The sequence below is a fragment of the Herbidospora sp. NBRC 101105 genome (genome assembly GCF_030269205.1).
Classification (GTDB): Bacteria; Actinomycetota; Actinomycetes; order Streptosporangiales; family Streptosporangiaceae; genus Herbidospora; species Herbidospora solisilvae.
This window is the reverse complement of record NZ_BSSX01000002.1, coordinates 308,167-333,491: the sequence shown is the minus strand read 5'-3', so window position 1 is coordinate 333,491 and position 25,325 is coordinate 308,167. Positions and strand designations below refer to the sequence as shown.

The window sequence follows — 25,325 nt, the reverse complement described above, 5'->3', positions numbered from 1 at the left end:
TACCGTGTTCTTTCCGGCGCGGATGTTCTCATCGCGCCAAGGAATTTCACCATCCGTCCCAGGTCTTGCACGACCACCACGGGCCGGACAGATGCCGGAACCTCTCGCACTCCGTATCGTCGGGCGGTTGAGTTCCGCCCGGAAGCCACAGGAAACCCCGGGACTGCGCGATGGGCGGATCGGTGACCATGAGCTGGGCCCCGCCGGCGATGGGCTGCGCGTCGCAGACGTTATAGAGGCCGACCATTCGGCAATCGGTCTTGGCGCCGGCGCCGGCGACGTCGCGCGCGTACGCCTCCAGGCTGCTCTCCGACAACGCGAAACGCGCTTTGTAGGGAAGGTCGAGCGCCATTCCGAGCAGGCAGACCGGGAAGACCACCAGCACCAGCAGCGACGGGACCGGCGAGGATCCGCCACCGGGCTTGGCCAGCACCAGCTTGACGACGAACGTCGGAAGAATGACGCACCAGGCAAGGAAGCCGAAGACCCACGCCTCCGAATAGGGGTCGGGAACGGAGGTCAGGTAGAAAGCCATCAGCGTCACCAGGATCGTGCAGGAAAGAAACATCTTCCCCGGCGGCTCACCCGTTCGCCGTGCGGCGGGCGAAATCGCTTGCTCGTCCAGATCGGTCACGCGAGCAGAATGCCGCACATCAAATCGGGCGTCCAGGAAACGCATGTGGAAAGCCCCGCCCCCCTGCGGAATGAGGGGCGGGGCCGTTTTGGGGGCCCGCCTCCCCCAGAGGGGTCCGTCTGGGGAAGGCGGGCGGCTCGGGTCAGGCCGGGGTGCAGGTCACCGCCGGCACTCCGTTGGTGCCGTTCCAGCTGGCGTTGAAGCCGAAGCCGGTCGAGGCGTTGGGGGACAGGTTGCCGTTGTAGTTCATGTTCCGGACGGTCACGGCCGAGCCCGACTGGGTGTGCTGGCCGTTCCAGAGCTGGGAGATGCTCTGGCCGTTGGGCCACGTCCAGTTCACGGTCCACCCGGTGATGGCGACGCTGCCGGAGTTCCGCACCGACACCTCCCCGCCGAACGCGCCGCCCCACTGGCTGCTGATCGTGTAGGTCGCCGTGCAGGCCTTACCGGTCGGGGAAGGCGACGGGCTGGGGCTCGGCGAGGGCGACGGCGAAGGCGAAGGTGAAGGTGAAGGCGACGGGCTGGGCGAGGGGGAAGGCGAGGGCGACGGGGACGGGGACGGGGACGGGCTGGGGGAGGGCGACGGGTCGTTGCCCGGGGTGTTGCCCCAGATCTTGGTCGTCCCCGCGTACAGCGGGATGTTGGTGACCCGCACCGGCGTCGAGCCCGGCGTCGTCGACACGCCCACGTACGACCAGTCGTTGGCCGCGCTCCACTGCTTCGAGCTGGCCACCCGGAACTGGACCTCGCGCCGGTGCTGGGACTGGCCCGCCGGGGCGATGTTCTGGCCGGTGCAGTTGATCGTCACGTAGTAGACCGCCCCGGAGTGCTGGGTGGGACCGGTCGGCGCGCTGCACTGGTTGTAGTTGGCCGTGATCGTGATGTCGGCCGGGGTGGTGTCGCCGTCGAGGGTGAAGTAGTAGCGGAACGAGCCGTTGGTCAGGTTCCGGGCCGGCCAGCCCGACTGGTTCCGGACCATGACCTTGACCTCGGTGAAGTTGGGTCCGGTCGCGTTCACCGACGCCTCGGTGAAGATCTCCGGTTCCGGGGCCGTCTCGGGCTGGGGGAAGTTGGCCAGCGGGGTGCCGCCGTACTCGCCGTAGAGGCGGGCCAGGGCGCTGGTGAAGCCGGCGTTGTAGTCGGTCGCGACCTCGTTCATCACGTAGTCGTCGCGCTTGTCGGTGTAGGCGTCGTTCGGGTCCGGGGGGCCGCCGACGAGGGCGCCGTACAGGACGTGGCGGGTCTCGACCGGGTTGGTCATCTGGTCGGTCCACGAGCCGTGCGCCGTGCGGTGGTGCGGGTTCTTCGGGGGGTTGGCGCCGAAGCCGATCACGTACGACGAGTTGCGCGGGTTGTCGCCGAGCGCGTAGTCGATCTGGCGCTTGGCGAAGTCGTGGTAGCGGGCCTTGCGCGTCGTGTCGGTGATCGAGTCGCTGTGGACGAGCGCCGCGAAGGAGGTGTTGGCGGCGTACCGGAGGGAGCCCCAGCGGTCGAGCACGGCCTGGCCGCCCGGCGAGTAGGCCACCCGCTGCCCGTTGACGCCGACGGTCCAGTAGTCGAGCCAGCGGTTGGCGTCGTCGAGGTACTGCTGCTTGCCGGTCAGCTTCGCCAGCAGCACGTAGGCGCCGTAGGACTTGTCGTCCCAGGCGATCGTCCACTTGTACGACTTGGTCGTCGACTGCGGCTCGGTGCCCAGGTTGGCGTACGCCGCCTCGGCCTTGGCCAGGTAGGACGCCTCACCGGTGGCCCGGTGCAGCCAGATGGCGCCCCACACGAGCTCGTCGTTGAAGCCGCTCCACGAGCGGTAGTAGCCGGCCGCGTCGGTGATGCAGTCGCTGTAGGCGCGCTTCACGTTCTCGGCGAAGGTGTAGAGCTGCCGCGCGTGGGTCACCAGCGTGTTCGCGTACGTCGGGTCGGTCGGCCGGAACACGATCGAGGAGGCCGCCATCGCCGCGGCCGTCTCCCCGGCCAGGTCGGCGCCGCCGCAGCTCGCGTCGATCTTGTACGACGGCCGGTTCATCTGCATCGCCTCGGCCGGACCCCACCAGGCGTGGTCGAGCCCGCCGTTGCCGACCTGCCCGTAGAGCACGTTGGCCGACGGGTGCGCCTTGATGAAGTAGTCGTTGACGAACCGCAGGTTGTTCATCAGGTGCGTGAGCTGGGTGCCGTACGACGAGCGGTACTCGACCGCCCCCCACGCCAGCATCGTGGTGGCCGCCGCCATCGGCAGGCCGAACTTGACGTGGTCGCCGGCGTCGTACCAGCCGCCGGTCAGGTCGAGCCCGACGTCCGAACCGTCGGTCAGCCCGGACGGGCCGCGCCACGAGACGCGGTTCCAGGAGGGCAGCGGGCCGGACTGCTGGGCCTCGTAGAACAGGATCGACTTCTGCAGCGCCTCGCCGTAGTTGAAGACGGCTGCGGAGGCCTGCTGCGGTTGCAGGGTGACGGCGGCGACCAGTGCCACGGCCGCGATGCGGAGCGTACGGCGCATAGGAGCGTCCTTACGGAGGGGGGTGTCGGGGGCGCGGCAGCGGGTCAGGCGCTGTCGCGCCCCTCGCCATCTGGGGCGTGGGAGCGCTCCCAAGCCGAATTTCGTGGACGACGGTTGAGATGTCAATCAAGGGGCCCCGGCCAGGCCGCTGACCTGGGCTTCCGTCGTCTGAATGTTTCACTTCGGGGCCCGCGCAAAAGGGAAGGAGCCCTCCGGGGAGGGCTCCTCAGGGGTGTTTCTTCAGGGGCGTGACGGCGGGTCCGGCACCGCCACGCCCCCGTCTTCGGGGATCAGCCGTTCGGGAAGAGGCGGCCGAACTCGCCCATGGCGACGGCTACGTCGACCTGGGCCCAGAAGCGGTGGTAGTTGAAGGTCGGGGCCGGGCCGGTCCCGTCCAGGTAGGCCTTCACCTTCGGCCAGTCGGGGTCGTTCTTGTAGAACGACCGGATCGAGATGAAGGTCGAGCTGGAGTTGATCGCGTCGCCGTTCGGCATGGTGCCGGTCCAGCCCGGGGGCACGTAGACCGGGTCGTCGATGCGGTTGTAGTCGGCCTTGGTCTCCGGCACCGAGACGCCCTTGGCGTCCTGGTTGAGCCAGACGCCGTCCAGCAGCGCCTTGGCCATGTTCTTCGCGCCCGTGTGGTTCGCGCGGGCGGCGTAGTACATGAGGACCTTCGCGTACGAGCCGGCGACGCCGACGTCGGTCGTGTGGTCGGCCACGGTCACGTGCAGGTTCGGGTTGGCCGGCGGCATGCCGGTGGTGGAGCTCCAGTTACCGGCGGGGGCGCCCGACCAGCGCAGCGTCGACGGGATCTGGTAGGTCCCGTTGGCGTTGATGGTGGTGTTGGCCATCGCCCAGGCGACCCACTTGTCGAGGATCGTCTTGGCGTCGGCGTTGCCGCTGGCGTAGTACAACGAGGCCACGCGCTCCATCGACCACGCCTGGAAGCCGAACCACTGGTTCGACGGCGGGTCGTGGTAGACGGGCTGCCAGTCGTAGGTCATGCCGTGGAACTTGGGCAGGTTCGACGGCGGGGTGGCGTAGTGACCCTGCCACGAGTTGGTCGCGCCGCCGGCGATGGCGCCCTCGTCCGACTGCAGCCACTTGTAGAACTGGAGCTGGCGGGTGAGCGAGGTCGCCCAGTCCGAGGCGCCGGTGGTGCTGCGCGGACGCAGGTCCGACTGGGTCGACAGAGCCCAGGCCGCGAGCGGGTTCTGGTAGCCGCCGTGGTTGTGCGACGAACCGATGCGCCAGGCCCAGCCGGCCGACGAGTCGGTCGCGCCGCCCCACGCGTAGTACCAGCTCAGCAGGTAGCTGGCGCTGTTCTTGCCGGTGCCGGCCGGGCACGAGGTGCTGGTGCAGCCGGGCTGCTTGAAGTACTTGTCGTACATCGCGTAGCGCAGGTAGTCGCCCATCTTCGCGGCCTTGGCCACGGTCGAGGCGATCTGCGACTGCTTGCCCTGGGCCTTGGCCCACTCGTTGGCGTAGTAGGCCACCTGCACGGCGCGGGCGTCGGCGTCGGGGGCGTTGGTGTACTTCCACTGGCGGGCGTAGCTGCTGTCCTTGATGAACAGGTCGAGGAAGCCGTTGCGGCCACCGTGCGCGAAGGTGTCGCACGAGGGCTGCGGGATGGTCTCGAAGACCGACTCCTCGGGGCCGCGCTGGTAGGTGTTGATGTACGCCGGCTTGGTCGTGCCGTCGCCGCACCGGCCGAAGCCGTAGGTGTTGTCGACGTCCAGCAGCCAGTGCATGCCGTAGATGTCGCTGGTGTTGTACGCCGTCCGCAGCTCGGCCGCGATCGGGTCGGTGCCCACGGAGACGCCCGAGTTGATCTGCGACGGGTAGGAGCTGATGTCGTCGAACTCACCGGCGTAGGTGGCCGGGGAGTTGGCGTTGTAGAACGAGTTGGTCGGCTGGTCCTGCGTGGAGGGGATGATGTACCTCTCCATCGACGCCCACGCGGTGTTGAACTTGGACCAGTCGCCGGTCACCTGACCGTAGACCGCTTCCAGCCACAGGTAGTAGCTGTAGGCCTCGGAGGTGGTCTCGTGCCCGTGGTCGGGCGCCTCGACCATGAAGGTCTCGACCGAGTGGTAGGGCACGCCCTCCGGCGAGAAGTAGCCGTTCGCCGGGTCGTGGATCTTGTTGTAGAGCGTCGTGAAGCGCTGGATGTACTCGTTGCCCGGCGTGGTCCCGTCGTCGTCGGCCTCGGTGGCGTCCAGGGCCGAGGAGAAGTAGAAGACCCCGCCCCCGCTCGTCGACAGGTTGAAGCGGGCGGTGCCGCCGATCGAGTCGGCGTCCTGGGCGGCGCTCACCGTGACGTTCTGGGTGACGTTCCAGTTGGCCGGCGTGAAGGTCAGCGTCGTGGGCGCCGCGGTCAGGTCGGCGTCACCGCCGCTCTGCTTCGACACGGTGACCGTGACGTTCGAGGTCGGCTGCAGCGACAACGACACCGCCGCCGTGGCCGAACCGCCCTCGGCGACCAGCACCGACGTCGGCGCGACGCGGACGAACCCGTCCGGCTGCGGCGACGGGCTCGGCGACGGAGACGGCGAGGGGCTGGGTGAAGGACTGGGTGAAGGACTCGGGGAGGGAGAGGGCGACGGGCTCGGCGACGGCGAGGGGCTGCCGCCGCAGACCACGTTGTTCACCCGGAAGGACGTCGGCTTGGGGTTGCTGCCGCTCCAGGTCCCGTTGAAGCCCAGGGAGAGGGTCGCGCCGCTCGCCAGCGAGCCGTTCCACGGCATGTTGGTGGCGGTGACGTTGGCGCCCGACTGGGTCCAGTTCGCCGACCAGCCCTGCTGGACGCGCTGGCCGGAGTTGGGGAAGGTGAAGCCCAGGTTCCAGCTGCTCAGGGCGTCGCCGGTGTTCCGCACCGTGATGTTCGCGGTGAAGCCGCCGTTGCCGGGGCTGGTCGTCCAGTCGTTCGTCACGTACGTCACGTCGCAGGTCACGGCGGCGGAGGCCGGTTGTGCGACCAATGTGACGGCGGCCGTGCAGACGGCCAGCGCGGCCGCCCACAGGGTGCGTTTGCGATAAGCACGTATCGCCATTGTCGGGGGGTCTCCAAGCTCTCAGGGACACAGGGGGAATGGGAGCGCTCCCACCGGTAGCATGCCCGGATCGCCCGAATCCCTGTCAATCGACGTGCGGATTCGCCGCTCTTTCACCTGCGCGGAGGTGAAACTTTCACCTCCCCAGGCGTCACGTGTGAGGCCGTCACCTGCGGGTAGTCGCGCGCGCATGGCCAACGACAGAGTGAATGAGATGACCGACGCCGCGAAGACGGCCGCCGCCAAGATCGAAGGGGCGTTCCACGAGACCGCCGCCAAGGTCGCCGCGACCGTCGAGGAGAAGATGCCCGAGGTCCGCGAGGCCGCCCAGAAGGCGGTCGCCACCGTGGACCAGCACATCCCCGACGCCGTGAAGGACAAGGTCAGGGGTGCCGGCGAAACCGTGTCGGCCAAGGCGGCCGAAGTCACGCCCGCGCAGTTCAAGGACGCCACCGACCGGCTGACCGCCGAGGCGAAGAAGCGCCCGATGCTGGCGGTCGCGGCCGGGGTCGCCGCGCTGCTGGTGTTCCGCCGGGTGTTGCGCCGCAAGAGGTGATCAGGGTGCCGTGCTCGCCGGGCGCAGCACGCGGGTGCCGCCCGCGATGAGCGCGGTGGCCAGGATCCAGCCCGATGCGATGAGCGCGTTGGCCACCCAGATCGTCCAGCCGGTGGGCTCCCAGGCGGCCCGCTGCTCGAACAGGCTCACCGGCACGAGATGGTCGAGGGTGTAGACGAAAGGGTTGAAGTGGCGGGGACGTTCGTCCAGTCCGATCTGGACCGGGGGAACCAGGGAGAAGACGACCGTCCCCGCCGTGAGCACGGCCGACAACCAGGCCGCGGCCAGCCAGGGACGGAAGCCGTAGCCGACGACGGCGTCCAGCAACACGCCCCAGGCGCGTCCGGCCACGGTCAGCGTGCGCCGCCGGGCCCGCTGTTTGGCCAGCAGGACCCGCCGGGAGTCGTGCTCGTGCCCGATCCGGCGGTAGTAGGCGGCCAGCTGCTCGTAGGGTTGCGGGCGGTAGCCGTCGGGGTGCCTGGTCAGCCACGACAGGCGGTCGCGCAGCGTCGCGGGGCTGCGGAGGGATTCGTACACGAGCCCGTTGAGCCGCACCGCGCCCGGGTAGCTCTCCGGACGGTCGGCGAGCAGCCCGACCCGGGTGTATCCGAGATCGACCCCGCCCTCGATCGACTCGGGAGTGAGCAGGAACTCACCGACGTCGAGGTGGCGGGTATGAACCGCCAGCTTCTCGGATTTCAGCCTCGCTCCGTCGAGCGAGAGGGTGCCGCTGATGCGAGCGCCACGCAGGCTGATCTCACCCTCGGCGGAGAACCCTGAACCCATGTTCACGACCGTCGCCTGCAGGTAGTCGCCGTGGACGGCGTAGCGGCCGGTCGCCGTGATCTCGGTGTGCTGCAGCCACAACCCGCCGTTGAACCGGGCGCCGTGCAGCCGCAGGCCGCCGGTCACCGTCATCCCGCGCAGGAACGCGCCGCCCTCCACCACCAGGCCGCCCGCCCAGAGCGCGGTGTGCTGCTGCTCCTGTTCGCGGGGGTCGCCGGTGTAGCGGTTGCCGGCCCACCCCGCCTCCTTCAGCGTCCAGTGGGCCGGGCTGCCGATCTCGCAGCCCGACATCCGCAACTGCCCGCTGACGTGGGCGTTGTCGAGGCGGATGCCGTCGTGGACGACGCAGCCGCCGATGTCGAGCACGCCGTCGACCCGCACCCGCCCGGCCCGTAATCGCAGCAGGTCGCAGTCGCGGAGGCGCAGCGCCCTGGTCTGCGCCTCGACCAGGTCGATCACCCCGCCCACCTGGCACTCGATCAGGTGGAGCGTGGTGGTCAGCTCGGCCCCCGCGAGGTCGAGATCGCCCACCACCCGGGCGCCGATGAGCCGGATCGCGGCCACCTGGCCGGGCAGGCCGGGCCGGGCGCCGAGCAGCAGCGCCCGGATCACCTCGGCCCGCACGACCCGCTCCCGATCGGCCGGGCCGTTCCGGTTCACGTAGGCCCAGGCCTCGCGGACCCGGCGGGCCGGTCTGTCGCCGTTCACTTCGGCTCGCCGGTTTTCGCTCAGCCGGGCCCAGGTCTCCCGGACCCGCCCGGCCGGCCTGTCGGCGTTCACGTCAGCTCGGCCGGTCTCGTTCAGCCGGGCCCAAGCCTCGCGGACCCGCCCGGCTCGCCTGTGCTCCTCGTGGTCGGTGGTCTGGTCGTCGTCGGGCGGGGACGCGTCCTTGGGGCGGGTGACGCGGTCGCCCTCGGGGCGGACGTCGACCCATTCGCCCGTCGGGTAGGCGGCGACGAGTCGCTTCTCCGCCGGTGTGAGGCGCCGGAAGGGGAGTGATCTTCGCATGGCCCCGACTGTAGTCACCGCTTCATCGCGCCGTCGGCGATGGCGTCGGCGGCCTCGCCGATCGCGGTGCCCACGATCTCCAGGCGGCGCACCAGCTCGCGTTCGCGCAGCGCCTCGGCGGTGATGTCGGAGGAGAGGATGCGGGCGATCTCGTACTGGTACATCCGCCGGATCGTGCCGCCGGCCTTCTTGGCCTCCAGGGCGTCGTGGCCGACCGCCGAGGAGCGGGTGGCCAGGTCGCGGACCGACTTCTCCAGCGCGTCGACGCCCACGATGACCTGGTCGAGCATCGGCGCGAACCGCTGGCGTCCGCGCACCCGGTAGAGGTGGGACTCGCGGACGAAGTCGCGCAGCGAGTCGAGGATGTCGTCGATCGACCGCGACAACCGGAACAGGTCCTCCCGGTCGATCGGGGTGACCAGGGCGCCGGCGAGCTCGGCGACCAGGCGGGCGCGGCAGGTGTCGCCGCGGTGCTCGATCTCGCGCATCGCCTGGTGGGCCTTGGTGCGGCCGATCTCGCCGCCGCTCATCGCGATGGCCAGCCAGGCGCCCTCCCGGGTCGCGTCGAGCTGGCCGATGAGCGCGTCGGCCAGGGTGGTGTCCATGCGGCCCCGCATCATGCCGAACACCCGCCGGAGCCGTCTCACCCCGCCACCCCCTTGATCATCAGCCCGGCCGTCAGGCCGAGCAGGCCGCTGACCGGCAGGGTCAGCGTCCAGGCGAGCACGATCTTCGACGTCGCCGCCCACCGCACCCGCCGGACGCTGTCGGCCACCCCCGCCCCGACGAAGCCGCCCGCGATGGCCTGCGTCATGCTCACCGGCGCCCCGGCCGCCGCGCAGCCGATCACCGACAGGCCGCTGCCCAGCCCGGCGGCCACGGCATGGAGCGGACGGGCGGGCAGCAACTGCCGGCTGAGGGTCCGCCCGGCGCGCGGCAGCCCGTAGACGGCGCCGACCGCGAACAGCGCCGCGACTAGCAGGCAGACCAGGGGAGGCGCGCCGCCCACCCCGAGCCCGACGAGGAAGACGGCCAGCATCTTCTGGCCGTCGTTGGCGGCGTACGCGAGGCACTGCACCGCGAAGCCGCCCCAGTGGAGCCGCGGCAGCGACTGCGCCCGGCCCAGCCCCGAGACCACGCGGCTGGCCAGCACCGCCACCGTGGCCCCGACGAAGGGCGCGGCGATCCCGGCGACCAGGACCAGGCCGACGGCGCCCGCCGAGACGGGCAGCCCGAGCCCGACGGCCGCGCCGGTCAGCCCTCCGACGATGGCCAGGGTGAGGCTGGTCGGCCACCCCCGGCTGCTGAGGGCCAGCACGACGACGAGCGCGCAGACCACCGCGACGGTCATCGCGACCTGCCCGGCGGAGCCCGGCAGCGACGCCAGCCGGGTCGTGAAGGTCGCGGCCACCCGCGACGTCACCATCGGGACCGCCGCGACCGCGGCGACCAGGACGAACAGCGCCACCAGCGGGCGCACCCCCGGGACCCGGAGCCCGGCGCCCAGCAGGGCGCCTCCGTCGTTGACCCCCGAGACCACCGCGAACACTCCGGCGAGAACAGCCAGTGAGGCGGACAACAATCTCCCCTCGTTTGCCTTTTGTTCACCATTTGTTCACCAAGACATTCCCGGCCGACGGGGTGATCACTCGGGAGACGATCTGGGGACGATAGGGGAGTGACCGTACACGCAGCCCATCTCGGCCGTTACTACGAGGATTTCGTCGTCGGCGACGTGTTCCAGCACCCCCTTGGGCGCACGATCTCCGAGGCGGACAACACCTGGTTCACCCTGCTGACGATGAACACCAACCAGAACCACTTCAACGCCCACTTCGCCGCCAGGGCACCGGTCGGGAAGATCATCGTGAACTCGGGGCTGTCGGTCGCGATCGTGCTCGGCCTGTCGGTGATCGACGTCAGCCAGAACGCCTCGATGAACCTCGGCTGGGACGAGATCCGGCTCACCCACCCCGTCTTCATCGGCGACACCCTCTACGCCGAGTCGCTGGTCGAGGCCGTGCGCGAGTCGCGGTCGCGCCCCTACGCCGGCATCGTCACCTGCCGCACCCGCGGCCTGAACCAGGACGGCGACGAGGTCATGTCGTGGCGGCGCTCCGTCATGGTCTACAAACGCGAGGCCCCCCACGACAAGGGCTTCTTCCCCGTCGCGAAGAACGGCCCGCTGGCATGAACTTCGACCTGACCGACGACCAGCGGCTCTTCCAGCAGACGCTGCGCGCCTTCGTCGACGCCGAGATCGTCCCGGTCGCGGCCGAGTGGGAACGCTCGGGCCGCTACCCGGCCGAGATCGTCGAGTCGTTCAGGGAACTCGGCCTCTTCGGCATGACGGTTCCGGAGGTGTACGGGGGCCTCGACCTCGACCGGGTCTCCTTCGCCCTCGTCTTCGAGGAGATCGCGCGCGGCTGGATGGGCGTGGCCGGCATCCTCGGCTCCCACTCGCTCGCGACGTGGATGGTCGCCCAGTACGGCACCGACGCCCAGAAGGAGGAGTTCCTGCCGGGGTGGGCGTCGGGCGAGCGGCGTACCGGCATCGCGCTGACCGAGCCCGGAGCCGGGACCGACCTCCAGGGCATCACCACCCGCGCCGTCAGGGACGGCGACCACTACGTGGTCACCGGCACCAAGACGTGGATCACCAACGCCCGGCACGCCGACCCGCTGCCCGTGCTGGTGAAGACGTCGGCGGAGACCCCGGCGCACCGGGGCATGTCCGTCCTCCTGATCGACCAGGACGACCTCCAGGTCAGCCGCGACCTGCCGAAACTCGGCTACAAGGGCACCGAGACGTGCGAGGTCGTCCTGGACGAGGTCAGGGTCCCGGCCGGGCGGCTGCTGGGCGGGGCCGAGGGCCGGGGCATGCAGCAGGTGCTCGCGGCGCTCGAACTCGGGCGGATCAACATCGCGGCCCGCGCGGTCGGGGTGGCGCAGTGCGCCTACGACGCCGCGCTGGCCTACTCGAAGGAGCGCACGGCCTTCGGGCAGCCCATCGCCGAGTTCCAGGCGATCCAGCTCAAGCTCGCCGACATGGCGACCGAGATCCAGGCCGCCCGGCTGATGACCTACTGGGCGGCGACCCGGTCGGAGCAGGGCGCGGTGACGGGTGAGGCGGCCATGGCCAAGTACTTCGCCTCCGAGACGGCCCTGACCACGACGATGGAGGCGATGCGGGTGCACGGCGGCTACGGGTACTCGCAGGAGTTCGTGCTCGAACGGCTCTACCGCGACGCGCCGCTGATGGCCATCGGGGAGGGGACCAACGACGTGCAGCGCATGGTCATCGCCCGCGCGCTGCTGAAGGGGGCGCTGAAGGTCGGCTGGTGAGGTCACCTGAACTCGATCCAGTTGACGCGCACGATCTCCCCTTCCTCCTGGGCCCGGAACTCCAGCACCACCTCCTGGAGCCCGGTCAGCTGACGGATCGTCACGTCCTTCGTCTCCCAGTTCTGCCAGCCGCCTGTGCGGGGGACGGCGATGGCGCCTATGGCGGTCCCGCCGTCCTGCAGGACGGTGAGCACACCGCCGTTGTGCGTCGTGGCGCCGTTCGCCAGCCGGATCTTGATGCTGGTGGCGGTGTTCGTGCCGAGGTTCACCCGGTAGGCGAGTCGCTGGCCCTGCTCCTTGACGACGACCGCCCGGGAACCTCCCGTGATGTCGTCGACGGCCACGACATCTGTGGCGCCGGAGCCCTCTTCGGCCTCGATCCGCCGGCCGAAGTCCTCGGCGGAAACACTCGGCGGGGGGCCGATGAACCTGTTGGCGAAGGGTGCGCCGACGGTGGTGACCACCGCGATGGCCAGCGCCGACAGCGGCGCGGCCAGGCCGCGCACGTTGAACCCCCGGATCCGGTGCCACGGCTCCCGGGCCAGCCACATCAGCCGCCACTCCCAGAACAGCCCGAGGGTCAGGGCGAGCAGCGTCACCTCCCCGGCGACGATGGCGAGCACCCCGAGTTTGTCGGCCGCCGGCTCCGTGCCGGTCAACCGGGGCAGCAGCGCCGCCACCTCGACGAGCAGGCCGGCGACGAGGAGATACGAGGCTTTGGAGAGCGGCCGGTCACCCCGGACGCGCGGATAGAAGTACCCGTACAGGAACCCGAACAGCGGCAGCCCGAAGACCATGCGCGCCGAGAGCAGGTGCATCACGGGGTCGGTCTGTTCGATGAAGGGCTGCTTGTAGACGATCGTGATGGGGGCCGTCACGGCGAGGGCCACCAGGAAGGCGGCCACGCCGTTCTGCCAGGGGGCGCGCCCGCCCGAGGTGGCGAAGGCCAGGTCAGGATCGACGGGTCCCGGGCGCTCGGCCGAGATGGCCTGCTCCAGGGCGGTGCGCTGCTCCTCGAACGCCGCCGTGGTCATCTCCCCGGTGCCCAGCCGCGCACGCCCGGTCCGGTAGAGGTGCCGCAGCGCCAAGCGCATGAACCGGCGGTGGATCGACGCGGCGACCGCTTGGGCGTGCGCCGTGCCGGTGACCGCCGCGAAGCCGGGTGCACGCCGCGCCGCCGTGCCGGAGAGCAGCCACCAGACGGCCGCCAGTGCGACCAGAGACGCCACGCCCACGATGGTCGGCGTGGGGATGAGATAGAGCAGCATCGCCAGAAAGGCTACGGAGGCGACGGTCTCGCCCGCGGCGACCGCCGCCGGTCGCCGTCCCAGACGGCGAAGGCGGAGCACCAGCAGGACGACCAGCACGAACGGCGCGGTGAACCCCGTCAATGCCAGCCATTGGGTGGTGCTCCCGGCGGCCCACTGGACGACGTAGACGGCGACCGCGCCCAGCAGCAGGGCGAGCGCGTGCGTTGCCCTCCACTCGCCCGCGCTCACCGCGACGGCGGCCGCCAGGACGACGAGCCACACGAGCGTGCAGGCGAGCCCCACCAGCCCGCCCTCTCCCAGCACCCCGCTGCCGCCGACGAGGACCACACAGAGAATCCCGCTCGCCACGCCGGCGACGGGTATCGCCAGACGCCGCGACGACCGGAACAGCACGCACACGACGGAGGGCGCGACGACGAGCAGGAGCGCGGGCCACTCGACGGACACCCCGCCCGTGGTCCACGTGAGCACTGTCGCCGCCACCCCGGCCGCCAGCAGGACCGCCGAACCGATGAGCACCTCGCGATGTCGCCAGCGTGGCGGCCCGACCCTGCGAAGCGCGTGGTGCACCGCGAGCACGCAGATCAGCGCCACCCAGATCAGTTCCCAGGCCGCCCCCCAGGGGACGATGAAGGAGCCGGCCACGTAGAGCAGCACGATCCCGGCCGCCAAGGCCCAGTTGAGACGCCGCCGCCACCACGCCCGGCCCAGCCACTGCAGCACCGAGACGATCAGCGCGATGGCCGTCATCACTCTGACCAGGTTCTCCCCCATCAAGGCCAGCTCATAGGGCGACTCGGCGGTGGGGTCGGCCGGCTCATCGGTCAGGGTGCCGCCCTGGGCCAGATAGGCGGTGAAGTCGGGCAGCTCAGCGGCGTCGGACTGGATGAGGGCTATTCGCGTCGGCACCCCGCCGGTCAGATCCACGGCCCCGGTGCCCAGCCTGGCCGGAATCTGGCCTCCTACCCCGGCCACCTGCCAGCCGGTCAGCCTGATCTGGACGGTGTGCGGCATGGCCTTCGGGTTGCTGAACAGATCCCAGTCGCTCCATGAGCTCAGTTCAAGCCCCGCATAGGGTGTGTTCTCCGTGTAGACGCTGTATCCCAGGCCCCGGACGGTGACGACGCCGCCACCCGTGTCGTCGGCCCGCAGTTCCGGCGGGAAGAAAACGGTCTCCAGGTACTTGGTGGAGTCATCCGTGTCTATGGATCCGAGGCCGTCTTGAATGAAAGCCGTGCTGAACTCGGCCGCGACGTCTGACCGGGCGATCTGGAGCAGCGGGTCTCCGGCATTCAACCGGACGGTGTGCACGATCGAGACCTTGATGAATTCCGACCCGGCCGGCGCCGGATCCGGCGGGAACTGGTATTTCTTGAGTTCGGCCATCAGCGGGGACTTTTCGGCCTCCGCCCGCGTCGCCGGTCCGAGGGTCACTGTGGTCCGGGCGCTGCGGGCCGGGTGTTGCCGGGCGGCCCATGCGTCGAAGTCCGGATAGTCGGAGTCCGGGTGGTCAGGCTCCACCATGAGACAGGGATCGCCGCCGGGCGTTGCTGCCATGGCTGTCTTCACCGGTTGAGGCGAGGCGGTGCTCGCGACGGTGAAGGTCGGACAGGGGGAGGAGGTCTCCTCGGCCTGTGGCGGTGTCTCGGGCAGCCCACCGGCCGCCCAGAAAGAACCGCCGGCAACGGCCAGAAACATGGCCGAGCCGATAAACGTGCGGACCAGCACCCGGGTGTATAAAGGCTTTCCTGCCGTGGCCGGCTCGTGCGCCATACCGACAATTGCTATCAAATATTTCGCCGGAAGTGACCTAGTCTCGTTGGGTGAGTGACTGCCTGTTCTGCGAGATGGTGGCCGGAACCCGGAACACCGTCGGGGTCTACGACGACGACGTCGTGTTCGCCTTCCTCGACCATCGTCCCGTCTTCAAGGGCCATGTGCTGGTCGTGCCGAAGGTCCACGTCGTCACCCTGCTCGACCTCGTCGAGGTCGGCCCCTACTTCGAGCGTGTCCAGGCCCTCACCCGCGCCGTCATGGAGGGGCTCGGCGCCAAGGGCACTTTCGTCGCCCTCAACAACGTCGTGTCCCAGTCGGTCGCGCATCTGCACACCCATGTCGTGCCGCGAAACCCGAAAGACGGCCTGCGCGGTTTCTTCTGGCCGCGCACGAAATACGCCTCCGATGAGGAGGCCCGCGAGTACGCCGCGAAGATTCGCGGTCAGATGAGCTGATAGACGAGTTCAGGCCGCCCTATTCCGCCGTACTGCGGCAGGCGGCGGGTCACGCCGTTTTCCGTCAGGTGTTCCAGGTAGCGCCGGGCGGTCACCCGTGAGACGCCGACCGAGGCCGCGACCGCCGTCGCCGACAGGCCGCCCGCCGCGCTGCGCAGCTCGGCCACCACCGCCTCCAGCGTCGGCTGGGTCAGGCCCTTCGGCAGGTGGGAGCGGGCCGGGCCGCGCAGGGCGGCGAGCATGTCGTCGACCTCGCCCTGGCCGCTGGCCTCACCGGGGGCGTCGACCGTCGAGCGGAACCTCGCGTACTGCCGCAGTTTCTCGTTGAGCGCGGCGAAGGTGAACGGCTTCAGGACGTACTGGGCCACGCCCGCCGACACCGCCGACCGGACCATCGACAGGTCGCGGGCCGAGGTGATGACGATGACGTCGCACAGGACGCCCGCGCCCCGGATCGCCCGGCACACCTCCAGGCCGTGCATGTCGGGCAGGTAGAGGTCGAGCAGCACCAGGTCGACCGGCCGCCGCCGGAGGAAACGCAGCGCCTCGCCGCCCGACCTGACCACCCCGGCGACCTCGAAGCCGGGGACGCGCTCGACGTAGACCCGGTTGGCCTCGGCGGTGATCTCCTCGTCCTCGACCACGAGCACCGAGATCACGACGGCGTCCTCTCGGGCAGGGGCAGGCGGACGGTGAAGACCGCGCCCTGGTCGGCGGAGACGTCGATGGTGCCGCCCAGCCGCCGCACCGCCTGGGCCGCCAAGGGCAGGCCGAGGCCCCGGCCGTCGCCCTTGGTCGTCCAGCCGCGCTGGTAGGCCTGCTCCACGCGGGCCGGATCGAGGCCGGGGCCGCTGTCGGCGACCCGGATCTCGCACACCGGGCCGGACGTGCCCACGTGCACCTCCACCCGCGCCGGGGGCGGGCCCGACTGGGCGGCGTCGACCGCGTTGTCGATGAGGTTGCCCAGGACGGCCACCAGGTCGTGGGGGTCGAGGCCGATGTCGTCGAGGTCGCTCTCAGGGCTGATCGACAACTCCACGCCGCGCTCGGCCGCCTGGGCCGACTTGCCGAGCAGCAGCGCCGCCAGGACCGGTTCGCGGACCGCCGCGACCACCCGGTCGGTGAGCTCCTGGGCCGCCCGGAGCTCCTCGGTCGCGAAGGACACCGCCTCTTCTGGACGGCCCAGCTCGACCAGGCTGATCACCGTATGGAGGCGGTTGGCCGCCTCGTGGGCGGCCGAGCGGAGGGCGTCGGCGAAGCCGCGTTCGGCGTCGAGCCGGCCCGTCACGTCCTGCAGTTCGGTGTGGTCGCGCAGCGTGACGACCGTGCCGAGAGAACGGGAGCCCGAGCGTACGGCGGCGACGCTGACCAGCAGCACCCGGTCGCCGGTCAGGTGGATCTCGTCGGTCCGGTCTCCGCCGGAGGAGAGCAGGTCGGTGAGGGAGGGCGGCAGGCCCAGCTCGGTGATGCCCAGGCCCTCGGCGTCGGCGGGGAGGCCGAGCAGCTCGCGGGCGCCGTCGTTGCACAGCGTGAGCACGCCCCGGCCGTCGACCAGCAGCAGGCCTTCGCGGACGGCGTGCAGGATCGCCTCGTGGTACTCGTACATGCGGGTCAGCTCGTGGGTTCCCAGGTCGTGGGTGTGGCGGCGGAGGCGGCGGCCGGCCAGATAGGTGCCCGCGGTTCCGGCGGCGAGGCCGAGCAGGCCCGCGAGCACGCCGGCCTCCAGCTGCTCGCGCAGCCGCCCGCCGATGTTCTCCACCGTTATACCGGCGCTCACCAGCGCCCTGACCCGCCCTGCGGCGTCCTCGACGGGGGTGATGGTGCGGATCGAGGGGCCCAGCGTGCCGGTGTAGGTCTCGCTGTAGGGCCGTCCGGCCAGGGCGGGGGCGATGGTGCCCAGGTAGGGCTTGCCGATCTCCTCGCGGGTCGGATGGGTGTAGCGGATGCCGGCCGGGGTCATGATCGTGATGAAGTTGACCCCGGTCTCGGCCCGCACCTTCTCGGCGTAGGGCTGGAGCAGGGCCGTCGGGTCGGGCTCGTCGAGCGCCGCCAGCACCGACGGCGCCGAAGCCACGCTCACCGCGACCGCGTGGGTCACCGCCGTCGCGTCGTCCGCGACCAGCTCACGGGTCTGGAGCACGGCCATCACGGTGCCGGCCGCCACGGTCGCCACCACGACGACGATCTGCAGCACGAGCATCTGCCGCGCGAGGCTCCACCGCCGCATCGGCCTCACCCCTTCTGACTCGGTCCGGTGAACGAAATGTACGCAATAGTGACCCAGGTCACTCCCCGGGCAGATAGTCGCCCCACCGACACCCCCCAGGGAGAGTGAACCTGATGTCCGAACCCCAGGTGAGGCGCGACAAGACCCGCTACCTCTACCTCGCCGTCATCGTGGCGGCCGTCGCCGGTGTCGCCGTCGGCTTCCTCGCCCCCGACCTCGGGGTGGCGCTGAAGCCGCTGGGCACCGCGTTCGTGGCGCTGATCAAGATGATGATCAGCCCGATCATCTTCTGCACCATCGTGCTCGGCATCGGCTCGGTGGCCAAAGCGGCCAAGGTCGGCCGGGTCGGCGGGCTCGCCCTCGGTTACTTCCTGGTCATGTCGACCGTGGCACTCGCGATCGGCCTGGTCGTGGGGAACCTGGTCGACCCCGGTCAGGGGCTGCAGCTTACCGACTCCGCGCGGGAGGCCGCCGCGGCCGAGGCCGCCAAGGGCGGCGAGAGCGACACCACGGCGTTCCTGCTCGGCATCATCCCGGCCACGCTCGTCTCGGCGTTCACCGAGGGCTCGGTGCTCCAGACGCTGCTGGTCGCGCTGCTCGCCGGGTTCGCGCTCCAGGCGATGGGGCCGCGCGCGACGCCCATCCTCACCGGCGTCGAGCACATCCAGCGGCTCGTCTTCCGCATCCTGGCCATGATCATGTGGGCCGCGCCGGTCGGCGCGTTCGGCGCGATGGCGGCGGTGGTCGGCGCCACCGGCGTCGACGCCCTCACCAGCCTCGGCGTCATCATGCTCAGCTTCTACGCGACCTGCCTGCTGTTCGTGTTCGTCGTCCTCGGCCCGCTGCTGCACCTGGTGGCCCGCGTCAACGTGCTCTCGCTGTTCTCCTACCTGCGGCGCGAGTTCCTGCTGATCCTGTCGACCTCGTCGTCGGAGTCGGCGCTGCCGCGGCTGATCGCGAAGATGGAGCACCTCGGCGTGAGCCGCCCGGTCGTCGGCATCACCGTGCCGACCGGCTACTCGTTCAACCTCGACGGGACCGCGATCTACCTGACGATGGCCACCCTCTTCGTGGCCAGCGCGACCGGGGCCCCGCTGTCGTTCGGCGAGCAGGTCTCGCTGCTGGTCTTCATGATGATCGCGTCCAAGGGCGCGGCCGGGGTCACCGGCGCGGGCCTGGCCACCCTGGCCTCCGGCCTCCAGTCACACCGGCCCGAGCTGGTCGACGGCGTCGGCCTCATCGTCGGCATCGACCGTTTCATGTCGGAGGCCCGCGCGCTGACCAACTTCGCCGGCAACGCGGTGGCGACCGTCGTGATCGGGAGCTGGACCGGCGAGTTCGACCGGGAGCGCGCTCAGGAGGTGCTGTCGGGCCGAGACCCGTTCGACGAGACCACGCTGCTGGACGAGGAGCACGAAACCGTCTCGGAAGACAAGGTTCCCGAATCGGTCCGGTAGGCTCCGCGACGTGGAGCCCCTGGTCGCCGTCCTGGTGGTCGCAGCCCTGGTCGGCGTACCGGCGGTCGTGTTGTGGCGCGTGCTGCGCGGACGGCGTGAACTCGGCAGCGGACCGGCCGAGCGGGCCACGTTCGAGACCCTGCACACCGCCAGCCTCGCCGCGCCCCCGCTCCGCGCCGGGCTCACCCAGGCGGGCGTCCTGAAGGCCTCACGTCATCTGCGGCAACTCCTCGGCTCACCGGCGATAGCGATCACCAACGCCGAGGAGTTGCTCGTCTACGACGGGACCGGCGACCACCACGCCCGCGAGGCCTTCGACCACGCCAGGAGCACCCTCAAGGACGGCCGCATCCAGGTGCTCCAGCTCTCCTGCACGCAGCCCGAGTGCCCGATCAGGCACGCGGTGGTCGTCCCGCTCACCACCGACGACCGGGTGGTCGGCTCGCTGGCCGCCTACGGCGACCACACCTCGGCCGGGCTGGTGCGGGCCGTGCAGGAGGTCGCGCGGTGGGTCGACTCCCAGCTCGAACTCGCCGAGCTCGACCGGTCGCGCACCCTGCTCATGGAGGCGGAGGTACGGGCCCTCCGGGCGCAGATCTCGCCCCACTTCATCTACAACTCCCTCACGACGATCGCCTCGTTCGTGCGCACCGACCCCGAACGGGCCCGGGAGCTCCTGATCGACTTCGCCGACTTCACCCGCTACTCGTTCCGGCGGCACGGCGACTTCACCACCCTGGCCGAGGAGCTGCGCTCGATCGACCGCTACCTCACCCTGGAGCGGGCCCGGTTCGGCGACCAGCTCCAGGTCACCCTGCGCATCGCGCCCGAGGTGCTGGCCGTGGCGGTGCCGTTCCTGTGCATCCAGCCGCTCGTCGAGAACGCGGTCAGGCACGGACTGGAGAGCAAGCCCGGGGTGGGCCGCATCTCGATCGTGGCCGAGGACGCCGGGTCGGAGTGCTCCATCACCGTCGAGGACGACGGGCTCGGGATGGACCCGGAGCACCTGCGGCGGGTGCTCGCGGGGGAGGAGCGGGCGACGGGGGTCGGGCTGGCCAACGTCGACGAGCGGCTCCGGCAGGTCTACGGCGACGAGTTCGGGCTGGTCGTCGAGACCGGCAAGGGCGCGGGCACGAAGGTCAGCATGCGGATGCCCAAGTACCGGCCGGGGGTGACGGTCCGGTGAGAGCTTCCGGCGGCCCGAGCACGTTCTCGTCGCGGCGCGCGGTGGCGCGGCCGGTTGGCGCCGGGTGCGGCGCCAGCCGGGTGTGGCGGTCGGTGCCGGGGTGGGCGGAGCCGTAACGGAAGGGCTTCGTAGTTAACGATTCCGAACGAGCGTTGACTTCCAAATGGCGATTTATCACGCTCTAGGGACTTATCAAGGGAAGGGGTAGGACGTGAGCGGGTTGCGGGTGCTGGCTGTGGACGACGAGCAGCCTGCGCTCGAAGACCTCGCCTATCTCCTGCGCGCCGACCCCCGCATCGGCGAGGTGCAGACCGCCCGCGACGGCGCCGCCGCGCTGAAGCTCCTCGACCGGGCCATGGCCGACGGGCGGCCCATCGACGCGGTCTTCCTCGACATCCGCATGCGCGGCCTCGACGGCGTGGTGCTCGGCCGGCTGCTCACCCAGTTCTCGCGGCCCCCGAAGGTCGTCTTCGTCACCGCCTACGACGACCACGCCGTCGACGCCTTTGAGCTGAAGGCCGAGGACTACCTGCTCAAGCCGGTGCGCCCCGACCGCCTGGCCGAGGCGATCCGCCGGGTCTGCGCCGGGAGCGAGTCCTACACCGAGCCCGAGACCAGTGACACCATCCCGGTCGAACTCGGCGGCGTCACCCGGTTCGTCGCCTCGACCGAGGTGCGTTACGTGGAGGCCCGCGGCGACTACGCCCGCCTCCACACCGCGACCGGCAGCCATCTGGTCCGCATCCCGCTCGCCGCCCTCGAAGAACGCTGGGCCTCGGCGGGTTTCCTGCGGGTGCACCGCAGCCACCTGGTCGCGGTCAAGCACATCGACGAGCTGCACATCGACTCGGGCCGCTGCGTCGTGCGCATCGGCGACACCGAGATCCCGGTCAGCCGCCGCCACACGCGTGAACTCCGTGACCTGCTGGTTCGACGGGCCCGCCGTGCCAAGCCGGAGCAGTGACCCGCCCCCGGCCCCGCGCCGCCGCCGCACGCCGGCCCGCCAGCCGCGCGCCGGGGACGACCCGGACCTGAGCAGACCGCGCCGCGAGACGGTGACGAGCCCCCGCACGAGCGCCGCCCGCCGACCGCGTTACCCCGCCACGCGGGAGATCGACGAGCAGACCCGGCTCGGCGAGGTCTACATGCGGTCGCTGATCCGCACCCAGCTCCGCCTGGCCCTGTTCGTCTGCACGCTGCTGGCCTGCGTCATCGGCGGGCTGCCCTTACTGTTCATGCTGGTCCCGTCGATGCGGGAGGTGGTCGTCCTCGGGCTGCCGCTGCCGTGGCTGGTGCTCGCCGGGCTCATCTATCCGGCGTTCGTCGTCGGGGCCTGGTTGTACGTCCGGGCGGCCGAGCGCAACGAACGGCGGTTCGCCGAGCTGGTGGAGGGCGATTGAGCTCGCTCGTCGCGATCGTGCTCGTGGTGCTCGCGGCGGTCCTCATCGGGGCGTTCGGCGTCCGGGTGTCGCGGACCACCTCCGACTTCTACGTCGCCTCGCGGACCGTCACCCCGTTGTGGAACGCCTCGGCGATCGGCGGGGAGTATCTGTCGGCGGCCTCGTTCCTGGGCATCGCCGGGCTCATCCTCACCTACGGCGCCGACATGTTGTGGTTGCCCGTCGGGTGGACCGGCGGCTACCTCGTGCTGCTGGTGCTGGTGTCGGCGCCGCTGCGGCGGTCGGGGGCGTACACGCTGCCCGACTTCGCCGAGGCGCGGCTGGAGTCGATGGCCGTGCGGCGGGTGTCGAGCGTGCTCGTCGTGCTCATCGGGTGGCTCTACCTGATGCCGCAGTTCCAGAGCGCCGGCATGGTGTTCCGGGCGATCACCGGGGCGCCCGCGTGGGCGGGCGGGCTGCTGGTCGCCGGGGTGGTGGCGGTGAACGTGCTCTCGGGCGGGATGAAGTCGATCACGTTCGTGCAGGCGTTCCAGTACTGGCTGAAGCTGACCGCGCTGGCCGTGCCGCTGGTGTTCATGCTGCTGGCCTGGCGGGCCGACGGCGCCCCCGGGCTCCAGGCGGGCGATCCGTGGGCGCTGCCGCTGCACGGGCGCGAGCATCCGGTCTACGCGACGTACTCGCTGATCCTGGCCACGTTCCTGGGCACCATGGGGCTGCCGCACGTGCTCGTGCGGTTCTACACCAACCCCGACGGGCGGGCCGCGCGGCGCACGACGCTGGTCGTGTTGTCGCTGCTGGGCGCCTTCTACCTGCTGCCGTCGATCTACGGCTATCTCGGCCGGGTCTACTCCCTGTCGCTCGACGGGCCCGACTCCGTCGTGCTGGCCCTGCCGGGGCACCTCGTGCCCGGGGTCGCGGGGGAGCTGCTGACCGCGCTGGTCACCGGCGGGGCGTTCGCGGCGTTCCTGTCGACGTCGTCGGGGCTGGCGGTGTCGGTGGCGGGCGTGCTCGGGCAGGACATCCTGCGGTTCACCGACGGCGTGCGGTCGTTCCGGGTCGCCACGGTCATCGGGGTCGCGGTGCCGTTCGGGCTGGCCGTCGTCGCGCGGGCGCTGCCGGTCGCCGACGTCGTCGGCCTCGCGTTCGCCGTCGCCGCCTCCTCGTTCTGCCCGCTGCTCGTGCTCGGCATCTGGTGGCGGCGGCTCACCACGTCGGGGGCGATCGCCGGGCTGCTCGCCGGGGGCGGGCTGGCCGCGGTGGCCGGGCTGGTCACCGTCGTCGGCGGGCCGCACGGCGGCTGGGCCGGGGCGCTGCTGGCCCAGCCGGCCGCCTGGACGGTGCCGATCTCGTTCTCCGTCATGGTCGTCGTCTCGCTGCTCACCCCCGGCCGGACGCCGCCGAACGTGGCGCGCACGATGGTACGTCTGCACACACCCGAGACACTTGACGTGGACCGGGGCGATTGGCGTCCACGGTCGTCATAACGGACTGTTGAGGTCGGCCGAAAAGGGTGCCGTTCGTCGCGGATAGCGGACCATTCGGCGCAAGCCGTACAACATTGAGCGCCTTTGCCCGTCTGCTCGGCGAAGGACGGGTCTCCGTATCTCCTCCAGGGGTAGCGTCCACTCCTACCGTGTGGGTGATCCAGATCACAGCGTGGGAGGTCTCGTGACGACGGAGCAACATGACTCCTCGGTATATGAGCAGATAAGGGCGACGGACCGGTTCCAGGAGCTGCGCCGCCGCTACCGCTCGTGGGCGTTCCCGATGACGGTCGCCTTCTTGGTCTGGTACCTCCTGTACGTCGTGTTGTCGGCGTTCGCGCGCGACTTCATGGCCATCAAGGTGCTGGGCAACATCAACGTCGCGTTGATCTTCGGACTGCTCCAGTTCGTGTCCACCTTCTACATTTCGTGGGCCTACTCGCGCCATTCGGCGGCCAAGCTCGACCCCCTGGCCGACGAGCTGCGCGGTGAGATCGAGAAGGCGGACAGGTAAATGAGCCACACGACACTCGCCACCGTCCTGTTCCTGCTGTTCGTCGTCGGGACGCTGGCGATCACCTTCTGGGCCAGCCGGCAGAACAAGACCGCCGCCGACTACTACGCGGGCGGGCGCGCCTTCAGCGCGGCGCAGAACGGCCTGGCCATCGGCGGCGACTACATGTCGGCCGCCTCGTTCCTCGGCATCGCGGGCCTCATCGCCCTCTACGGCTACGACGGCTTCCTCTACTCCATCGGCTTCCTGGTGGCGTGGCTGGTCGCGCTGCTGCTGGTCGCCGAGCTGATGCGGAACTCCGGCAAGTACACGATGGCCGACGTGCTCGCCTTCCGGATGAGCCCGCGCCCGGTCCGCACGGCGGCCGGCGTCTCGACGATCGTGGTCTCGATCTTCTATCTGCTCGCCCAGATGGTCGGCGCGGGCGCGCTGGTGGGCCTGCTGCTCGGCATCACCTCCGACTCGGGCAAGGCGCTCACCATCGTCGGGGTCGGCATCCTGATGATCGTGTACGTCGTCGTCGGCGGCATGAAGGGCACCACCTGGGTCCAGATCGTCAAGGCCGTGCTGCTGATGGGCGGCGCGACCCTGGTGACGCTGCTGGTCCTCGGCAAGTACGGCTTCAACGTGTCGGGCCTGATCGGCGAGGCCGCCGCGCAGAGCGGCAAGGGCGCGGCCTTCACCGAGCCGGGCCTCCGTTACGGTACCGACGCCCAGGGCATCTGGGGCAAGTTCGACCTGATCAGCTTGGGCCTTGCCCTGGTTCTCGGTACCGCCGGTCTGCCGCACATCCTGATCCGCTTCTACACCGTGCCCACCGCCAAGGACGCTCGCAAGTCGGTCCTGTGGGGCATCGGCATCATCGGCACCTTCTACCTGCTCACCCTGGTCCTGGGCTTCGGCGCGGCGGCCATGGTCGGCAGCGAGGCGATCCGGGCGGAGAACGCGGCGGGCAACACGGCGGCGCCACAACTCGCGCTGGCGATCGGCGAGGCCATCTTCGGCGACATCGGCGGCACGATCCTGCTGGCCGTCATCGCCGCCGTCGCCTTCGCCACGATCCTCGCGGTCGTCGCCGGTCTGACCCTCGCCAGCTCCTCCAGCTTCGCCCACGACCTCTACGCGCACGTCTTCAAGCGCGGCAACGTCACGGAGAAGCAGGAGATCCTGGTCGCCCGCGTCTCGGCCTTCGTCATCGGCGCGGTCGCGATCGGGCTCGGCATCCTGGCCCAGGCGCAGAACGTCGCGTTCCTGGTCGCCCTCGCCTTCGCCATCGCGGCCTCGGGCAACCTGCCCGCGATCCTCTACAGCCTGTTCTGGAAGAGGTTCAACACCGCCGGCGCGGTCGCCTCGATCTACGGCGGTCTCGTCTCCGCCCTGGTCCTGGTGATCTTCTCGCCGGTCGTGTCGGGCCGCCCGACCTCGCTGATCAAGGACATGGACTTCCACTGGTTCCCGATGGAGAACCCGGGCCTGTTCTCGATCCCGATCGGCTTCCTGTGCGGCTACATCGCCACGCGGATGAGCAAGGAGTACAACGAGTCGAAGTACGCCGAGATGGAGGTCCGCTCCCTCACCGGCGTCGGCGCCGAGAAGGCGTCCACCCACTGATCGCCACCCAGTAACCCCTCCAGAGAGAAGCCCCCGGGACCCGCCCCCGGGGGCTTCTCGCTTGGAAGGCT

The 25,325-nt window shown here is 70.4% G+C and carries 20 protein-coding genes; 11 read left to right on the top strand and 9 right to left on the bottom strand.

Translation table 11 applies throughout. The features are described 5' to 3' along the window. Positions 1–46: 46 nt before the first annotated feature. The 3 genes from QSK34_RS10430 to QSK34_RS10420 all read right to left on the bottom strand — a co-directional run bounded on the left by QSK34_RS10430 (position 47) and on the right by QSK34_RS10420 (position 6,178). On the bottom strand, positions 47–634 hold the full coding sequence (locus QSK34_RS10430) for a hypothetical protein (RefSeq protein WP_285582622.1): 588 nt from the start codon (positions 632–634) through the stop codon (positions 47–49). Positions 635–776: 142 nt separating this feature from the next. After that, positions 777–3,125 (bottom strand): glycoside hydrolase family 9 protein, encoded by a 2,349-nt coding sequence (locus QSK34_RS10425; RefSeq protein ID WP_285582620.1) that lies wholly within the window; start codon positions 3,123–3,125, stop codon positions 777–779. Positions 3,126–3,415: 290 nt separating this feature from the next. Beyond that, positions 3,416–6,178, bottom strand: coding sequence for a glycoside hydrolase family 48 protein (locus QSK34_RS10420; RefSeq protein ID WP_285582618.1), 2,763 nt, complete (start codon positions 6,176–6,178; stop codon positions 3,416–3,418). 214 nt (positions 6,179–6,392) lie between these two features. Between QSK34_RS10420 and QSK34_RS10415 the strand changes: the two genes are divergently transcribed. Next, positions 6,393–6,734, top strand: a complete 342-nt coding sequence (locus QSK34_RS10415; RefSeq protein WP_285582616.1) for a hypothetical protein — start codon at positions 6,393–6,395, stop codon at positions 6,732–6,734. Here QSK34_RS10415 and QSK34_RS10410 read toward each other — a convergent pair whose 3' ends face one another. Genes QSK34_RS10410 through QSK34_RS10400 form a run of 3 tightly spaced genes read right to left on the bottom strand, consistent with a single transcriptional unit; the run spans position 6,735 to position 10,107 of the window. After that, positions 6,735–8,528, bottom strand: coding sequence for a hypothetical protein (locus tag QSK34_RS10410; RefSeq protein WP_285582614.1), 1,794 nt, complete (start codon positions 8,526–8,528; stop codon positions 6,735–6,737). A 14-nt stretch (positions 8,529–8,542) separates the two neighbouring features. Beyond that, positions 8,543–9,175: a DUF47 domain-containing protein gene (locus QSK34_RS10405; RefSeq protein ID WP_285582612.1), complete on the bottom strand. Its 633-nt coding sequence runs from the start codon at positions 9,173–9,175 to the stop codon at positions 8,543–8,545. Then, positions 9,172–10,107 carry an inorganic phosphate transporter gene (locus tag QSK34_RS10400; RefSeq protein ID WP_285582610.1) on the bottom strand — a complete coding sequence of 312 codons (936 nt, stop codon included), beginning with the start codon at positions 10,105–10,107 and terminating at the stop codon, positions 9,172–9,174. Before QSK34_RS10400 ends, QSK34_RS10405 begins: the two co-directional genes overlap by 4 nt. 99 nt (positions 10,108–10,206) lie before the next feature. Here QSK34_RS10400 and QSK34_RS10395 point away from each other — a divergent pair, with 99 nt between their 5' ends. Continuing rightward, positions 10,207–10,722 carry a MaoC family dehydratase gene (locus tag QSK34_RS10395; RefSeq protein ID WP_285582608.1) on the top strand — a complete coding sequence of 172 codons (516 nt, stop codon included), beginning with the start codon at positions 10,207–10,209 and terminating at the stop codon, positions 10,720–10,722. Then, positions 10,719–11,873 carry an acyl-CoA dehydrogenase family protein gene (locus QSK34_RS10390; RefSeq protein ID WP_285582606.1) on the top strand — a complete coding sequence of 385 codons (1,155 nt, stop codon included), beginning with the start codon at positions 10,719–10,721 and terminating at the stop codon, positions 11,871–11,873. Before QSK34_RS10395 ends, QSK34_RS10390 begins: the two co-directional genes overlap by 4 nt. A 2-nt stretch (positions 11,874–11,875) precedes the next feature. Here QSK34_RS10390 and QSK34_RS10385 read toward each other — a convergent pair whose 3' ends face one another. Further along, entirely contained in the window at positions 11,876–14,668 is a 2,793-nt protein-coding gene (locus QSK34_RS10385) for a carbohydrate-binding protein (RefSeq protein ID WP_285582604.1), read from the bottom strand. Positions 14,669–14,967: 299 nt separating this feature from the next. On the opposite strand from QSK34_RS10385, the gene QSK34_RS10380 reads away from it, so the two are divergent. Next, on the top strand, positions 14,968–15,375 hold the full coding sequence (locus tag QSK34_RS10380) for an HIT family protein (protein ID WP_285582602.1): 408 nt from the start codon (positions 14,968–14,970) through the stop codon (positions 15,373–15,375). Here the strand turns inward: QSK34_RS10380 and QSK34_RS10375 are convergent. Both QSK34_RS10375 and QSK34_RS10370 read right to left on the bottom strand, forming a co-directional pair. Next, on the bottom strand, positions 15,363–16,034 hold the full coding sequence (locus QSK34_RS10375) for a response regulator (protein WP_285582600.1): 672 nt from the start codon (positions 16,032–16,034) through the stop codon (positions 15,363–15,365). The two genes, QSK34_RS10380 and QSK34_RS10375, sit on opposite strands and share 13 nt — an antisense overlap. Then, positions 16,031–17,602, bottom strand: a complete 1,572-nt coding sequence (locus QSK34_RS10370) for a sensor histidine kinase (RefSeq protein WP_285582598.1) — start codon at positions 17,600–17,602, stop codon at positions 16,031–16,033. Before QSK34_RS10370 ends, QSK34_RS10375 begins: the two co-directional genes overlap by 4 nt. A 113-nt stretch (positions 17,603–17,715) precedes the next feature. On the opposite strand from QSK34_RS10370, the gene QSK34_RS10365 reads away from it, so the two are divergent. The 7 genes from QSK34_RS10365 to QSK34_RS10335 all read left to right on the top strand — a co-directional run bounded on the left by QSK34_RS10365 (position 17,716) and on the right by QSK34_RS10335 (position 25,254). Then, complete coding sequence (locus tag QSK34_RS10365; protein ID WP_161479251.1) at positions 17,716–19,059, top strand: cation:dicarboxylate symporter family transporter; 1,344 nt, start codon at positions 17,716–17,718, stop codon at positions 19,057–19,059. A 10-nt stretch (positions 19,060–19,069) separates the two neighbouring features. Further along, entirely contained in the window at positions 19,070–20,245 is a 1,176-nt protein-coding gene (locus QSK34_RS10360; protein ID WP_285582596.1) for a sensor histidine kinase, read from the top strand. A 211-nt stretch (positions 20,246–20,456) separates the two neighbouring features. Then, on the top strand, positions 20,457–21,209 hold the full coding sequence (locus QSK34_RS10355; protein ID WP_285582594.1) for a LytR/AlgR family response regulator transcription factor: 753 nt from the start codon (positions 20,457–20,459) through the stop codon (positions 21,207–21,209). Then, positions 21,190–21,645 (top strand): hypothetical protein, encoded by a 456-nt coding sequence (locus tag QSK34_RS10350; protein ID WP_285582592.1) that lies wholly within the window; start codon positions 21,190–21,192, stop codon positions 21,643–21,645. The genes QSK34_RS10355 and QSK34_RS10350 overlap by 20 nt, the downstream gene beginning before the upstream one ends. Then, on the top strand, positions 21,642–23,129 hold the full coding sequence (locus QSK34_RS10345; RefSeq protein WP_161479253.1) for a sodium/solute symporter: 1,488 nt from the start codon (positions 21,642–21,644) through the stop codon (positions 23,127–23,129). Before QSK34_RS10350 ends, QSK34_RS10345 begins: the two co-directional genes overlap by 4 nt. 184 nt (positions 23,130–23,313) lie before the next feature. Continuing rightward, the gene (locus QSK34_RS10340; RefSeq protein WP_030454132.1) at positions 23,314–23,643 is read left to right on the top strand and encodes a DUF485 domain-containing protein; all 330 of its coding nucleotides are present in this window, start codon (positions 23,314–23,316) and stop codon (positions 23,641–23,643) included. Beyond that, a complete protein-coding gene (locus QSK34_RS10335; RefSeq protein ID WP_285582588.1) occupies positions 23,644–25,254 on the top strand; it encodes a monocarboxylic acid transporter in 1,611 nt (536 codons plus the stop codon). Positions 25,255–25,325: the final 71 nt, after the last annotated feature.